General features: G+C 62.1%; 11 protein-coding genes. 5 read left to right on the top strand and 6 right to left on the bottom strand.

The genetic code is table 11. The annotated features are described in order from the left end of the window. Nucleotides 1-398: hypothetical protein (locus RR51_RS31080; RefSeq protein WP_082044732.1), on the top strand; the 398-nt coding region annotated here is incomplete at its 5' end. Here the strand turns inward: RR51_RS31080 and RR51_RS29565 are convergent. Then, the gene (locus RR51_RS29565; RefSeq protein WP_082044731.1) at nt 305-565 is read right to left on the bottom strand and encodes a DUF2798 domain-containing protein; all 261 of its coding nucleotides are present in this window, start codon (nt 563-565) and stop codon (nt 305-307) included. The two genes, RR51_RS31080 and RR51_RS29565, sit on opposite strands and share 94 nt — an antisense overlap. Before the next feature lie 114 nt (nt 566-679). Between RR51_RS29565 and RR51_RS21100 the strand changes: the two genes are divergently transcribed. Continuing rightward, entirely contained in the window at nt 680-1,609 is a 930-nt protein-coding gene (locus tag RR51_RS21100) for a LysR family transcriptional regulator (protein WP_039614589.1), read from the top strand. A gap of 41 nt (nt 1,610-1,650) precedes the next feature. On the opposite strand, the gene RR51_RS21095 is transcribed toward RR51_RS21100, so the two are convergent. From RR51_RS21095 to RR51_RS21085, 3 genes are all read right to left on the bottom strand, one after another. Then, the gene (locus tag RR51_RS21095; RefSeq protein ID WP_039614588.1) at nt 1,651-2,931 is read right to left on the bottom strand and encodes an OmpP1/FadL family transporter; all 1,281 of its coding nucleotides are present in this window, start codon (nt 2,929-2,931) and stop codon (nt 1,651-1,653) included. A gap of 147 nt (nt 2,932-3,078) precedes the next feature. Then, nucleotides 3,079-3,561 carry a hypothetical protein gene (locus RR51_RS21090; protein WP_003257336.1) on the bottom strand — a complete coding sequence of 161 codons (483 nt, stop codon included), beginning with the start codon at nt 3,559-3,561 and terminating at the stop codon, nt 3,079-3,081. Nucleotides 3,562-3,810: 249 nt separating this feature from the next. Next, a complete protein-coding gene (locus RR51_RS21085) occupies nt 3,811-4,035 on the bottom strand; it encodes a hypothetical protein (RefSeq protein WP_003257337.1) in 225 nt (74 codons plus the stop codon). Between the two features lie 953 nt (nt 4,036-4,988). Here RR51_RS21085 and RR51_RS21080 point away from each other — a divergent pair. Continuing rightward, on the top strand, nt 4,989-5,408 hold the full coding sequence (locus RR51_RS21080; RefSeq protein WP_024086418.1) for a tetratricopeptide repeat protein: 420 nt from the start codon (nt 4,989-4,991) through the stop codon (nt 5,406-5,408). Between the two features lie 292 nt (nt 5,409-5,700). Next, entirely contained in the window at nt 5,701-7,074 is a 1,374-nt protein-coding gene (rmuC, locus tag RR51_RS21075) for a DNA recombination protein RmuC (RefSeq protein ID WP_161551463.1), read from the top strand. Here the strand turns inward: rmuC and RR51_RS21070 are convergent. Continuing rightward, nucleotides 7,046-10,522 carry a hybrid sensor histidine kinase/response regulator gene (locus RR51_RS21070; protein ID WP_039614586.1) on the bottom strand — a complete coding sequence of 1,159 codons (3,477 nt, stop codon included), beginning with the start codon at nt 10,520-10,522 and terminating at the stop codon, nt 7,046-7,048. The two genes, rmuC and RR51_RS21070, sit on opposite strands and share 29 nt — an antisense overlap. 231 nt (nt 10,523-10,753) lie before the next feature. Then, nucleotides 10,754-11,932, bottom strand: coding sequence for an MFS transporter (locus RR51_RS21065; RefSeq protein WP_039614585.1), 1,179 nt, complete (start codon nt 11,930-11,932; stop codon nt 10,754-10,756). 260 nt (nt 11,933-12,192) lie between these two features. On the opposite strand from RR51_RS21065, the gene RR51_RS21060 reads away from it, so the two are divergent. Continuing rightward, on the top strand, nt 12,193-14,070 hold the full coding sequence (locus tag RR51_RS21060; protein ID WP_015269262.1) for an MFS transporter: 1,878 nt from the start codon (nt 12,193-12,195) through the stop codon (nt 14,068-14,070). Nucleotides 14,071-14,078: the final 8 nt, after the last annotated feature.

Here is a 14,078-nt window from a genome sequence, read left to right as displayed (position 1 = left end):
CCATGCCCGTCACCTCCCTCCGCAAGACCTCTGCTCGGCCTCCTGAAGTCGCGAAGATCAAGATCAAGATCAAGATCAAGATCAAGATCAAGATCAAGATCAAGATCAAGATCAAGATCAAGATCAAGATCAAGATCAAGATCAAGATCAAGAGCAAGAGCAAGAGCAAGAGCAAGAGCAAGAGCAAGAGCAAGAGCAAGAGCAAGAGCAAGAGCAAGAGCAAGAGCAAGAGCAAGAGCAAGAGCAAGAGCAAGAGCAAGAGCAAGAGCAAGAGCAGGGGGCTTGCCTGGGCTTTGAGGTTACTTCACTTTGCATGCACAGTAATCGCCACCAACCGCACAACCACCGGCCTGACCATCAATACACAGACGAACGCCACAGGCATCGCCAACTGGTAAGCCTTCAGCACGTTGCCAAGGTACTCAGGGTTGACCCCCGCATTCGCTGCCGTGATCACGAAACACATCAATAGCGCCATGATCGACGACATGTAGAAGGCAAAAACGTAGGGCGTGGCGCCCGGGTGCAATTTGCGTCGGCCGCGTGCCTGGGACAGGTTGCTCATGCGAACTCCTGAAAAGTAAGTAGAGACGCAGGTTAGCAACGCACCCGGCAGCAGCTGTAGACCAGCCGCATTGAGTTCTTTATAAAGAGATTCTTACGAATCCAAGGGCTCAGCATGGACCTGCTCAACGCCATTCGCAGTTTCATCAAGGTGGTCGAAGCCGGCAGTATCGCCGCCGGTGCCCGCAACCTGGGCCTGAGCTCGGCCGCGGTCAGCCAGAACCTGGCACGCCTGGAAGGCCACTTGCAGGTTCGCCTGCTCAGCCGCACCACCCGCAGTATGGCGCTGACACCCGCCGGCACCCAGTATTACGAACGCGTCAGGCACATCGAGCGCGACCTGGCCTTGGCAGAACAGGCCGTCACCACCCCCGACAGTGAGCCCCAGGGACGGCTGTGCATTGCCTCGACGTCCGCCTTCGGTCGCCACGTGCTGGCGCCATTGATACCCGCGTTCAGCGCCCGCTACCCACTGCTTTCGATAGAGTTGGTAACGACTGATCGCCGGGTCAACCACGCGCGGGAGGATGTGGACGTGAGCCTGCGCATTGCCCCGCAACTCGAAGACCAGTTGCTGGCCCGGCATATCGCCCGTATACCGTTCATATGCTGTGCCTCGCCCGGTTACCTGCAAAGCGCCGGCGTGCCGGCCACGCCCGAGGCCTTGCGTGACCACCGCTGCCTGGTGTTCCGCTACCCGGTGGATGGACGCTTCCTGCGTTGGGGGTTCATGCGCGACGGGCTGCGGTTCGAGGCAGAGTTCGGCGGTGTCCTGATCAGCGACGACATCGATGCCCTGACCCAGATGGCGCTGCACGATGGCGGCATCACCCGCCTTGCCGAGTTCATCGTAAGGCCGTATCTGGATAACGGGGCGCTGGTGCCGTTGTTCGAATACAGCGATAGCGGCCAGGCCTATGCCCAGACCGAACCGATGGATATCTATCTGTGCCTGGCCGACCGCTTTGCCATGACCGCAAAAGTACAGGTGTTCATGGACTACCTGCGCGAATGCCTGGGCGATGACTGGCAGGTGAAGGTGTAAAAAAACCGCCACGAGGGCGGTTTTCATGTCACGCGTATGAATCAGAAGCGGTAGGTAAGGGATGCACCAATACCGTGAGCACTGTTCTCATACTTGGCCTGATAGGTGCCTTTCAGCGCCTGTTGTGTCGGCGAGCCGGACACATTGTTCACCTTGGTATCCTCTTCCCACAGATACGAGTAGGCAACATCGATGGTCATGTCGTCGTTCGGGCTCCAACCGGCACCAAAGCTGACAGCCTTGCGGTCGCCGGTAGGAATGCGCGGCGAGCGATCATGGTTGTTGGTGGGCGACTGGTCGACGGAGAAGCCTGCACGCAGGGTCCACTCCTTGTTCACCTTGTAGGCAGCACCAATGGCGTGTGCCCAGGTGTCATGCCAGTTTTGCTCTTCGGTGATGGTCTGCAGTGGGTAGCCCGTCGGTGCTTCGTTCTTGACAACGATGCTCTCCAGGCGGCTCCAGCGAGTCCAGGTACTACCCGCATAGAGTGTCCACTGGTCATCCAGTTCATGGGTGATCGAGAAGTCCACCGATTCTGGCGTCTTTATTTTCAGGCTGGCGTCGAATTTGCCGTTCAGGCCGAGGGCTGCAATCGGGTACGACACTCGCGTGTCGCCTTCAAGCTTGTAGTCGACCATGGAGTGATAGGTCAGGCCCAGGCGGGTACGGTCTGTGGCTTGCACGAGGACGCCAATGTTGTAACCGATCGCGGTGTCGTCGCCCTTGATCTTGATTTCGCCATCCGGCCCGTTCGGGCCCAGCAGCGCCTTGCTGGACAGATTCGAGCCCAGTTCACCCTTGATACGGTTGATGGTCGGACCGAAACCGATCGACACCTTGTCGTTGAAGGCATAGCTGATGGTTGGCTGGAAGGTGACAACCTCGACCTTGCTCTTCTTGCCCCAGTAGCGTGCCGCGTCGTCGCTGCCGTAGTCCGTGATCAGGCCGTATGGCACGTAAACGCCGAAACCGACGCTCCAGTGATCATCGATAGGTTTGACGTAATAGCCCATGGGTACACCCACGACCGGGACCATGTCGCCATCGGTTTCCCCCCCGAAATTGCTACCACGACCCGAAATATCAGTTTTGGCAATGACAGCCGCGCCACCCACGGTGACCTGTTCGCGCTTGAGGCGAGACATGCCCGCAGGGTTGCCATACACCGTGCTGGCATCTTCGGCAGAAGACGAACGTCCCGCAAAACCGGTTCCCATGCCGCTGATGCTTTGTTCGTTCAGCGCGAAACCTGCGGCGAGCAGTTGGCTGGAAGCAAGTGCAACGGCTACGCCGAGGGAGGCTTTGAGCATTACTTTTTTCATTATTAGAAAACTCCTTGGGATCTCCGGGGCGAAAAGCTACCAACAAATCACGCGCCGCGCTATAGCCTCAATCGCAGGAGATAGAGCGGTTTTGTAGGACAATCCGACCAAAATTCCCTTTTTTCCGGGCACGTTGTAGGACGCGTCTTAAGATGCCTGCGGCAATCTCTGATCTATGCAGGTATGCCAGGCGTGTGTGAAGTCGCGCAGGCGACCTTGGGGGTTGAAAATTTGTCGCCAGATTCGCGCAAGCGCGAGAAGGTCATCGGCGGCAGGCAGTGGCGTGGCCTGCTCTTCGATGAGCATCCAGGCAATCGCGGTTGAATAACGCAGGTTGACGGTGAGTTCCAGGTGCGGGCCGCCGAGGAAGGCGTGCTGGCTGGCCAGGCCGCGGACCAGGCTGGCCAGGTCGGGGTCACGGGCAAGATAGTCGTCCCAGATAGCCTGGTGCCGGTGTTCGCCGATACGGTACAGACCGTGCCCACGACGGTCGTGCAAGGCCGACCCCAGGGCCGACTGGCTGGCGGCGATGCCAAGCAACAAGGCTTCGGCGCTGGCGCAGTGACGGTTCAGGTAGACCAGGGTGGGTCGGATCACATACTGACACAATTCATTCGCCGCGATACCCATGATGCCCTCGAGCAGTTAAGGGCCGGACGGGCGCTGGAGCTTGGCAGCTGGTGAGTGATCAGGCCCGCCGGAAGCGGCAAGCACCGCTCGAGTTGAAGTGTAGTGTGATAATCGTGGTGTAAAGGGCTGTTTTTAAATCGATTGCTGCCTGACGTACTTGGCTATATGCCTTAAGGCAATTACGCCACGAACGTTCAGGCAGGCTTGCGATGGGATGATTCAGCGCTTGAATACCGCAGCATTCGCCGCTCACGCGGTGAGCGACTGGCGGGTTCGGGCGATGACCGCCTGCAGCGGTTCACTGCGGCTGTACTGTTCGGGGTACAGGCGCTCGGTGTGGCAGGCGACGCCGTGTTCGTCTACCAGGGTGAAGCTGAAGCTGCCTTTGCGAGGGGCAACGATAAGGCACTTCAACGGCGAGAAGGCCTGGGAGAGGGTGCCAATGGCAGCCTGAATCTGATGATGAGTTTGCATATTGTTGGAGGTTCCTGCTTTAAACACGGGGGTTATGATCCGTGCATGATAGAAACGTTCCAGTGACGCCTTTATTAAGGGACGAACGAACCTGACTGGAACAGGGCAGCCAGAGGGAGCGCAATCAAAGGTGGGCGCGTGGGCTGACTGGTAGGTACTTCAGAGGGCAGGCAGCACGCCGGGGCCAAGGTTCTAGGCCGTCGGGGTGGGATCCTGATCAATCTGTCACGTGATTCGTGCTTGAACAGCGCTGGGCTGGCGAGTGAATCATCGGAATGGGCCGGTCCTGGTTTCAGCAGCGTCACCCTTGGGAGGAGTGTGTCTGCAAGGACGCTTGAGGCCAGAATTGACTTTCAGCTTGGTACTAACGATGCGCACCTTAACGAAAATACAGGTGCTTGGCAAGGACTTCGTGTTAATACAGGTTAGCCGCGCAGTATGGCGCGTATTTCCCCTGATGGGAAGGGGCTGCAAAAGGCCCGTATCCGGCCTGATGTACCGATTTCGTGCATTCAATTGAAGGTTTTTGGTGCACTTGTTCACATTCGGAGCAGCGCTTGCAACTGCCTTGCAGCATGCCATCACAGCCTCGCCAATGCCTTGACTGGCCGGTTAAGTCAATGAAAAAAAACACTATTTTTAGCTGGTGAAAAAATCGTCAGTTTGAGCGAAAGCCCCAATTCATAGGGGTTTGCGAGGGATGCCAGGGGGTTGTCCACCGAGTTATCCACAGGAACTGTGGATTGTCCCTGGCGCTTGCTCTAGGACGGGCGTGCCAGCAATACAGTGAACTGTCCGACAATCGACATGCTTCAGGAACCCAGTTGGTCATCCACTTGAAAACGTCAAGAAAAGATCATTGAAAATTTTTTCAATCCTGCAGAAATCGGAAGGCCATGTCGCAAAAAAAAGGGTAGAGTGGCGCGCCTTTCGAGTTGCCAATCCTGTTGCTCATGAAGTTTCGCGGTAAACACCTCGCCAGCCCTGCTGCATCGACGCCTGCGCCTCCCCCCAAACGTTTCTCCCTCAAAGTGGCCTTGTGGTTGCTCGACAACCCGCGCCTGGGTGACAAGCCGCAGGTCAAGCACTTGGCCGGGCGCCTGTTGAAACAGCCGGCGCGTCAGGGTGTGGTAGTGGCGCAAAGCCGCCTGGGACAGATGTTGTGCCGTGATTGCGGCAATGCCCGTGACCGGCGTATTGGCCATGAACTGCTGCGCCAGGCGGCCCGCGCCGGTGATCGGCGCGCGCAACTGGAGTATGCGCGGCTGTGCCAGCACAACGAGCCGGAGCAGGCGCGGTACTGGCTGGAACTGGCGGCGGGGCAGGGGTCGCAGGAAGCACGGCGGCTTTTGCGGCAGTGGTTCCATGCCTGAGGTGTGTTGCCAGCACTGGCCTTTTCGCGGGTAAACCCGCTCCCACAGGAATAGCTATACCTCGGATACTGTGCAATCCCTGTAGGAGCGGGTTTACCCGCGAAGAGGCCTGAACAGGCAACACACCGCTCAGGCTGATAAGCTGCGATGCATTCATCCAGGATCATTCGGGGTAAGCATGACAGTGGATCTGGCCAGCATTCTGCTGGGCTTGGTGGCAGGTGCATTACCTTGCCTGGGTTGGGTCATGCAGGTGCAGCGTCGCCAGGGCACGCGGCAAGGCGAGCTGGCTTTGCTCGAAGAGCGCCTCAATGCTGCCCAGCTGGCCCTGGCCGGCCTGCAGGCGCAACTGGACGCCAGCCGCGATGAAATCAGCGATCTCAGCGAAGCCAACACCGTCAAGCAGACCCAGCTGGCCGCCCAGGGCCGTGAGCTGGAACTGCTGCAGATCGACCGTGACAATGCCCGTGATGCCGCTCACGCCTGGAACCTCGAACGTGCCAACCGCGAAGCCGAACTGCGTCGCCTGGAGGCCCAGACCGCACGCCTGGACGCCGAACTGCGCGAGCAGCAGGAAAGCCACCAGCAGCGCCTGGAAGACCTGCAGGAAGCCCGCGACACCCTGCGCGCCCAGTTCGCCGACATGGCTACCAAGATCTTCGACGAGCGCGAGCAGCGCTTCGCCCAGACCAGCCAGCAGCATCTCGGCCAGTTGCTCGACCCGCTCAAGGAGCGCATCCAGGCTTTCGAAAAACGCGTGGAAGAGAGCTACCAGCAGGAAGCCCGCGAGCGCTTCTCGCTGGGCAAGGAGCTGGAGCGCCTGCAGCAACTCAACCTGCGCCTGTCCGACGAAGCCACCAACCTGACCCAGGCGCTGAAGGGCCAGAAAACCCAGGGCAACTGGGGTGAGCTGATCCTCGAACGGGTATTGGAGCATGCCGGCCTGGAAAAGGGCCGCGAATACCAGACCCAGGTCAGCTTGAAGAGCGCCGATGGCGAGCGCTTCCAGCCTGACGTTCTGATCATGCTGCCCGGCGACAAGCAGGTAGTGGTGGATGCCAAGGTCAGCCTCACCGCCTACCAGCAGTTCGTCGCCGGCAACGACGAGGCTGCGCTCAAGCAGCATGTGCAGTCGCTGCGCAGCCACGTCAAAGGCCTGTCGAGCAAGGACTACAACCGCCTCGAAGGCCTGCACAGCCTGGATTTCGTGCTGCTGTTCGTACCGATCGAGGCCGCCTTCTCGGCAGCCCTGCAGGCCGAGCCGAATCTGTTCCAGGAAGCCTTCGACCGGCAGATCGTGATCGTCAGCCCGACCACCTTGCTGGCCACCTTGCGGGTGATCGACAGCCTGTGGAAGCAGGAACGCCAGGGCCAGAACGCCCGCGAGATCGCCGAACGCGCCGGCTGGCTGTACGACAAGTTCGTGCTGTTCATCCAGGACCTGGACGAGTTGGGCAGCCGCCTGCAGCAGGTGGACAAGGCCTATGCTGCCGCGCGTAACAAGCTATGCGAAGGGCGCGGCAACCTGGTCAGCCGCAGCGAACAGCTGAAGCTGCTGGGCGCCCGCGCCAGCAAGAGCCTGCCGGCCGACCTGCTGGAGCGGGCGCTGTCCGATGAGGCGTTGCCGGACGAAGCGCTTACTGAACCAGGCTCAGATGGCGATTGAGCATGGCACGCAGGGCCGCCGGCTTGACCGGCTTGGCCAGGTAGTCCAGGCCAGAGGCATGCACCATGGCGATGGTTTCCTTGCTGCCGTCAGCGCTGATCACCACGCCCGGCACCGGCTCGCCAAGGCGCGCGCGTAGCCAGCCCATCAGCCCGGTACCAGTTTCGCCGTCGTCCAGGTGGTAGTCCACCAGCGCCAGGTGCGGGCGCATGCCCTTGGCCAGCAGAGCTTCGCATTCGGCGCGGTTGCGCGCGGTCCACACCTGGCAACCCCAGCGGCTGAGCAGGCTGTTCATGCCGATCAGGATGCTGTCTTCGTTATCCACGCACAGTACCTGCAGCCCGGCCAGTGGCTGGCCGCCCTGTTCCACCGGGGCGGCGGGCGCCGGTGCGGCCTGGTGGGCAATCGGTACGCTGACGCGGAACACCGTGCCCTTGCCCGGCCACGAGCGCACTTCCAGCTTGTGCCCCAGCACCCGGCACAGGCCGTCGGCGATCGCCAGCCCCAGGCCCAGGCCCTTCTCGGCGCGGGTCTGGTGGCTGTCCAGGCGCTTGAACTCCTGGAAGATCACCTGCAGCTTGTCGTCGGCAATGCCGGGGCCGCGGTCCCACACTTCAAGCCACAACTGTTCACCCTGGCGCCGTGCGCCCAGCAGGATCGGGCTCTTGCCGTAGCGCAGGGCGTTGGTCAGGAAGTTCTGCAGCACCCGGCGCAGCAGCTTCATGTCACTGTCCACCCGCAGGCGGCTGCCGCGCAGGCGGAATTCCAGGCCCTTCTCGGCGGCCAGCACCTTGAATTCGGCACCCAGGGTGTCGAACAGCTCGTTGAGGGCAAAGGGTTTGGCATCCGGGGTAATCTTGCCGTTTTCAAGGCGTGAGATGTCCAGCAGGTCGCTGATCAGCTCTTCGGCCGAGCGCAGCGAACTGTCCATGTGCTGCACCAGCTGCCGGGCCTCTTCATTCATGCCCTCGGCCTGTTGCGACAAGGCGGCGGAGAACAGCCGGGCCGCGTTCAGCGGCTGCATCAGGTCATGGCTGACCGCAGCCAGGAAACGGGTCTTGGACTGGCTCACCGCTTCGGCACGGCTCTTGGCTTCGGACAACGCCTGGTTCAGTTGTGACAGCTCCTGGGTGCGTTCCGCCACCCGTTGCTCCAGGCGTTCGTTGGCATCGCGCAGGGCCTGCTCGGCCTCACGGAACGGGGTGATGTCGGTGAAGCTCATGACGAAACCGCCGCCCGGCATCGGGTTGCCAATCAGCTCGATCACCCGGCCATTGGGGAACAAGCGCTCGGAGGAGTGCGCACGGCCCTGACGCATCCAGTGCAGGCGACGCGCCACGTGCACCTGCGCCTCGCCCGGTCCGCAAAGGCCACGCTCGGCGTTGTAGCGGATGATGTCGGCGATCGGCCGGCCCACGCTGATCAGCCCGTCGGGGTAGTTGAACAGTTCCAGGTAACGGCGGTTCCAGGCCACCAGGTGCAGGTTCTGGTCGACCACGCTGATGCCCTGGTTGATGTTCTCGATTGCCCCTTGCAGCAGGGCGCGGTTGAACTGCAGCACCTCGCTGGCTTCGTCGGCGATGCGCACCACGTCTTCCAGCTGCATGTCGCGGCCTTCGATGGCGGCCTTGACCACGGCGCGGGTCGACGAGGTGCCGAGTACGCCGGCCAGCAGGCGTTCGGTATGTTCGATCCAGTCGCCGTCGGCGTTCTGGTTGGGGTTGAAGCCCTTGCCCTGGCGGTAGGCGAAGCGGATGAAGCTCTGCCGGGCGCGTTCTTCACCAACGAAGCGCGAGGCCAGGGTCAGCAGGTCGTCGATCTGCACCGCCAGCAGCGGCTTGCTGCTGGGCCTGGCGCTAGTCTGCTGGCCGATGAAGCGGCCGGCCTGCCAATGCTCGGAAACCCGCGTGCGCGAAAGCACCGAGACCCAGGCGAACAGCGTGAAGTTACCCGCCAGCGACAGCACCACGCCTTGGGTCAGCGGGCTGATCGGCAGGTTTAGCGGATTGCCGTGCAGCCACGCCAACCCCGGAAACAGCTGCAGCGACCATCCCAGGCTGTGCGCCGCGATCGGCAGGACGAGGGTGTAGAACCAAAGGAAGATACCTGCAGCCAGGCCAGCGAATACGCCGCGGCGGTTGGCCTGCTTCCAGTACAGCGCACCGAGCATGGCCGGGGTCAGCTGGGTCACGGCGGCAAAGGCGATCTGGCCGATGGTCGCCAGGCTGGCGGTGGAACCCAGCAAGCGGTAGCTGACATACGCCAGCAGCAGGATCACCACGATGGTCACCCGGCGTACCGAGAGCATCCAGTGGCGGAATGCCTCGAACGGCCGCTCGGCGTTGGTACGGCGCAGCAGCCAGGGCAGCAGCATGTCGTTGGAGACCATGGTCGACAGCGCCACGGCCTCGACGATGACCATGCCCGTGGCCGCCGATGCACCACCGATGAATGCCAGCAGGGCCAGGCTCGGGTGTGCCTCGGCCAGAGGAAGGCTGATGACGAACGAATCGGAGATCACCGTGCCCGGCAGCAGCATCTGCCCGGCCAGGGCGATCGGCACCACGAACAATGCGGCGAGCGCCAGGTACATCGGGAATACCCAGCGCGCCAGGCGCATGTCCTGGGGTTCGATGTTCTCCACCACGGTAACGTGGAATTGCCGTGGCAGGCAGATGATCGCCATCATCGCCACGGCGGTCTGCACCACCATCGACGGCCAATTGATGGTCTCCTGCCAATAGTCCTGAAGGTGGATCGACTGGCGCGCCTGGCTGAACAGGTCGTCGAAGCCGTCATACAGGTTGAAGACGACGAAGATGCCCACGGCGAGGAAGGCCAGCAGCTTGATCAGTGATTCGAAGGCAATCGCCAGGACCATGCCACGGTGGTGTTCGGTCACGTCCAGGCTGCGGGTACCGAAGACGATGGCGAACAGTGCCAGTACCAGGGATACAACCAGTGCGGTGTCCTGTACGCGGGTGCCGGTGGCGTCGGCGTTGGCGCCGATCAGCAGGTTCACGCCCAGCACGATGCCCTTGAGTTGCAAGGCGATGTACGGCAGCACGCCTACCAGGCAGATGAGCGCCACGACCACCGCCAGGGACTGCGACTTGCCATAGCGCGCGGCGATGAAGTCGGCAATCGAGGTGATGTTCTGTTGCTTGCTGATCAGCACCATCTTCTGCAGCACCCAGGGCGCGAAGATCAGCAGCAGCACCGGGCCCAGGTAAATCGGCAGGAATGCCCAGAGCTGTTCGGCGGCCTGGCCGACCGCGCCGAAGAAGGTCCAGCTGGTGCAGTAAACGGCCAGCGACAGGCTGTACACCCAGGCACGCAGCTTCGGCGGCAACGGGGTGCTGCGGCGGTCGCCGTAGAAGGCGATGGCGAACATGATGGCCATATAGGCCAGGGCGACCACGGCGATCAGCCCGCTGGACAACGACATGAAGACTCCGAAGCAAAAAGATAACGCGGTCCCGATCAATCAGTCTGGCACGCAGGTGCCGCTTCGTCAGCGCAGACGATGGTCGCAGTGGCAGGTGGTCGCAGGGTTCTCTTTAACCTGTGCCGGCCCTTTCGCGGGTGAACCCGCTCCCACAGGTACTGCACAGGCTTCGAAAGCGGCGCTGTCCCTGTGGGAGCGGGTTCACCCGCGAAGAGGCCAGCAGAGCAGACATCATCCTTTGCGGATACCCAGCCAATAAAACACCCCCGCCAGTATCACCGACAACACCAGCAGGTAGAAGATCGCCCCCGGCCACAGATGTACCAGGGCAAACCCCACCATCACCGGCCCCAGCGCCGCACCGAGGTTGGACAGGTTCTGCGCGCCGTAATACACCCCACGCAAGTGCTCCGGCGCGATCAGGTCGATGAACATGTACTCGGCCGGGATCACGATGATCTCGCCCAGGGTGAACACCAGCATCGCCAGGCACCACGCCAGCGCCGAACCGGCCAGTGCAAAGCCCAGCAGCCCGGCGATGAACAGGCCCATGCCGGCCAGCAGCCAGGGCATCAGGCGCTGGCGGCTGATGCGGCGGCCGATCAGGTACTGCAGGGCAATCACTGTCACCGCGTTGGTGGTAACCAGGTAACCGATCAGGCGCGCCGCCTCGGCCGGGCTGCTGGTTACCACCAGGTACTGCGACAGGTAGGCAGTGAACTGGCCGAATACTACCGCGCTCAGCACCCCGCCCAGTGTGAAGCATATCAGCCGTCGGTCACGGGCCAGACCCAGCGCCACCTGGCCAAAGCCGACCCCGGGTTTGTCCGGCACACTGGCCTGCAGGCCGCGGTCCCCCAAGCGCCAGTAAGTCAGGCACATACCCAGGCCGAGCAGGGCGGAGGCAATGAACGGCATATGGTCGTTCAGCTCCAGCATGGCCACGCCCAGCAGCGGGCCGGCGGCGTAGCCGACGTTGCTGAGGGTGTACTTGATGGCGAAGACTTCGGCCCGTGCCTCCACCGGCAGCAATGCGCAGAAGCCCGCCTTGGCAGCGATGTCGACCACTGCCAGGGCCAGGTTGATCAGTACCAGGCAGATAAAGAACAGCAGCGCCGAGTTACTGGCGACCGCGCCGACGAAAGCCAGGGCAAACAGCAGGGTGCTGGCGCTGACCAGGGTGTGGTTGCGCAAGGTATCCACAAGGTGGCCGCCATACAGGCTCAGCAGCGAGGCGATGATCAGCGCACCACCGATCAGCAGGCCGATCTGGCTGATCGGCAGCTGGAAGTTGTCGGCCAGGTACACCACCAGGTAGGGCAGGGTAAGGGCACGGGCGACGGTGAGGGTGAAGGTGGTGCCGAGCAGCAGGCGCACACTGTGCGGGTAGCGTTTTATGGCGGCGAGCATTACACATCCTTGTTGTTCTGTTTTGCCGGGGGCCAGCATATGCCAACAGAGGCCTGCTGCGCAGGCCTTTCGCGGCCACACCCGCTCTCACATGCCCTCAAGGCATGTGATATCCCTGTGGGAGCGGGCGTGCCCGCGAAAGGGCCGGTACAGCCCTCCAAAATCCTTGAGCGCTTGCCAGTCAGTGCATTTCCCATGCAGATTTGTGGCTTGTCGCGCCCGGTGCGCCTCCAATTGAAAAGCCCTCAGGACCAAGGACGATGAGTCACTCCTCGCAATTCACCTTGCTCGGCAAGCGGCGTTTCCTGCCGTTTTTCATCACCCAGTCGCTGGGTGCCTTCAACGACAACCTGTTCAAGCAGTCGCTGATCTTGGCGATCCTGTTCAAGCTCAGCCTGGGCGATGGCGACCGTTCGATCTGGGTCAACCTGTGCGCCCTGCTGTTCATCCTGCCGTTCTTCCTGTTCTCTGCGCTGGGCGGGCAGTTTGGCGAGAAGTTCGCCAAGGATGCGCTGATCCGGGCCATCAAGCTGGCCGAGATCGCGATCATGGCGGTAGGCGCGCTCGGTTTCATCACCAACCACCTGGCGCTGATGCTGGTGGCGCTGTTCGGCATGGGAACCCACTCGGCGCTGTTCGGCCCGGTGAAGTACTCGATCCTGCCGCAGGCCCTGCGCGAGGAAGAGCTGGTCGGCGGCAACGGGCTGGTGGAAACCGGTACCTTCCTGGCCATCCTCGCCGGCACCATCGGCGCCGGGGTGATGATGTCGGCCGACAGCTATGCCACCGTGGTGGCTGGTGGCGTGGTCGGCACCGCCGTGCTCGGCTACCTGGCCAGCCGCTGGATCCCGCGGGCCGCTGCCGCTTCACCGCAAATGCCGCTGGACTGGAACATCTTCAGGCAGTCGTGGGCGATCCTGCGCATGGGCCTGGGGCAGCCGCCGGCGGTGTCGCGCTCGATCGTCGGCAACTCGTGGTTCTGGTTCGTCGGTGCCATCTACCTCACGCAGATCCCGGCCTACGCCAAGGACTGGCTGCACGGTGACGGCACGGTGGTGACCCTGGTGCTGACCCTGTTCTCGGTGGGGATTGCCTTGGGTTCGCTGCTGTGCGAGCGGCTCAGCGGGCGCAAGGTGGAAATCGGCCTGGTGCCGTTCGGCTCGTTCGGGCTGAGCCTGTTCGGCCTGCTTTGGTGGTGGCACTCCGGCGATGTGCCGGCTGCGGCGGCACCGCACGACTGGCTGGCGCTGTTGGGCATGGGCCAGGCCTGGTGGATCCTGCTGTCGATCGTCGGCCTTGGGGTGTTCGGCGGCTTCTACATCGTACCGCTGTATGCACTGATCCAGGCCCGCACCGCCGAAGACCAGCGCGCCCGGGTGATCGCTGCCAACAACATCCTCAATGCCCTGTTCATGGTGGTGTCGGCAGTGCTCACCATCATCCTCCTGGGCCTGGCCGAGCTGACCATCCCGCAGCTGTTCCTGGTGGTGTCGCTGCTCAACATCGCGGTCAACGCCTATATCTTCAGGATCGTGCCCGAGTTCACCATGCGCTTCCTGATCTGGCTGCTCAGCCATTCGATGTACCGCGTGCAGCACCGCGACCTCGAACGCATCCCCGACGAAGGCGCGGCGCTGCTGGTTTGCAACCACGTGTCGTTCGTCGATGCGCTGCTGCTGGGCGGGGCGATCCGCCGGCCGATCCGCTTCGTCATGTACTACAAGATCTACAACCTGCCGGTACTCAACTTCGTGTTCCGCACCGCAGGCGCCATCCCGATTGCCGGGCGCAACGAAGACCTGGCCATCTACGAACGTGCTTTCGCGCGCATTGCCGAGTACCTGGCCGATGGCGAGCTGGTATGCATCTTCCCTGAAGGCAAGCTGACCGGGGATGGCGAAATCGACGTGTTCAAGGGCGGTGTCAACCGCATCCTCGAAGAAACCCCGGTGCCGGTCATTCCGTTGGCCTTGCAGGGGCTGTGGGGCAGCTTCTTCAGCCGTGACCCGGCCAAGGGCTTTTTCAAGCGCCTGTGGTCGCGGGTGACCATCGTGGCAGGCGCCGCCATCCCGGTGGAGGCGGCGCAGCCAGAAGCCTTGCGTGAGCAGGTCAGCCGCCTGCGCGGCAACCTGCGCTAGGGGAGGGC

The organism is Pseudomonas sp. C5pp, from assembly GCF_000814065.1.
Lineage (GTDB): Bacteria > Pseudomonadota > Gammaproteobacteria > Pseudomonadales > Pseudomonadaceae > Aquipseudomonas > Aquipseudomonas asiatica.
The sequence above is the reverse complement of the archived record's forward strand: the minus strand, read 5'-3'. Positions and strand labels throughout refer to the sequence as shown.